The sequence below is a fragment of the Ruegeria sp. BHSA123 genome (assembly GCF_059613425.1).
In genome coordinates, this window is sequence record NZ_JBXWSL010000169.1 from 1 (window position 1) to 1063 (window position 1063).

A 1063-nucleotide genomic window follows, 5' to 3' on the forward strand; every position below is an offset into this window, starting at 1 on the left:
GGTGAGATTGACAAGGCAATCGAGCGCTATTTGGGTGAGTTGGATCGCGCCGACGAAGTGTTTGAACAGACCGGCACGGTGCTGCCAGAGGCCCGCATGGAACGCACTTTGAGAAAGTTAGAGCATCTGCAAAAGGAGGCGGTGCGCTACAGATCAATCGGGCAGCGCATGGATGAGACCGGCGAAACCCAAGTCTCACTTAGTGATCCTGATGCCCGATCCATGGCAACAACGGCCCGGATGCCCCGCATTGTCGGCTACAATGTTCAAACGGCCGTCGAAGCCAATCACCACCTGATCGTTGCGCATGAAGTAACAATGCTTGGGTTCGACCGGGATGCCTTGTCGATGATGGCCGCGGCAGCAAATGATGTCATGACGACAGATCAGCTCACAGCAATCGCGGATAAAGGTTACTACAAGAGCGAGGAGATTGTCGCCAGCGAAGAGGCTGGTATCTCGGTTGTCGTTCCCAAACCCATGACATCAAACGCCGCTGCACGCGGTCAGTTTGACAAGGCTGACTTCGCATATGACAGCGGCAAGGATGTCTATGTCTGCCCGGCAGGCAAGCAACTGACCTACAGATTTACCGGCCAGCAAGACGGCAAGGCCATCAGAGCGTATTGGTCTGGGGCCTGCGCCGATTGCGTCATCAAGGACAAATGCACGGCCAGCAAGGAACGGCGCGTGCGTCGATGGGAGAAAGAGGATGTGCTTGAGCGAGTACAAGAAAGGTTGGACGCAGACCCAGCCCAACTGGCCGTCCGCAGCATGACCGTCGAGCATCCCTACGGCACGATCAAATCATGGATGGGCGCGACGCACTTCACGATGCGCAGGTTGAAAAATGTCGCCACCGAGATGGCGCTGCACGTACTCGCCTACAACATGACCCGCGTGCTGAAGATCATGGGCGTACCAGCGATCATCGCAGCTATGAACGCGTAAGAGCCCTCGTTTGCCCTGAAATTTGCGCCCAAATGGCCCTATCCGTCTCAGATGGCTTCCGCCGACCTCACAATCCATCCTGTCCATCAAAATGATGATCCCAAGCCAAAAA

1 protein-coding gene is annotated in these 1063 nt (G+C 55.9%); it reads left to right on the top strand.

The window, feature by feature from the left end; genetic code table 11:
• Window positions 1–951: transposase (locus AC2FNC_RS20825; RefSeq protein WP_496716589.1), on the top strand; the 951-nt coding region annotated here is incomplete at its 5' end.
• Between the last annotated feature and the right edge of the window lie 112 nt (window positions 952–1063).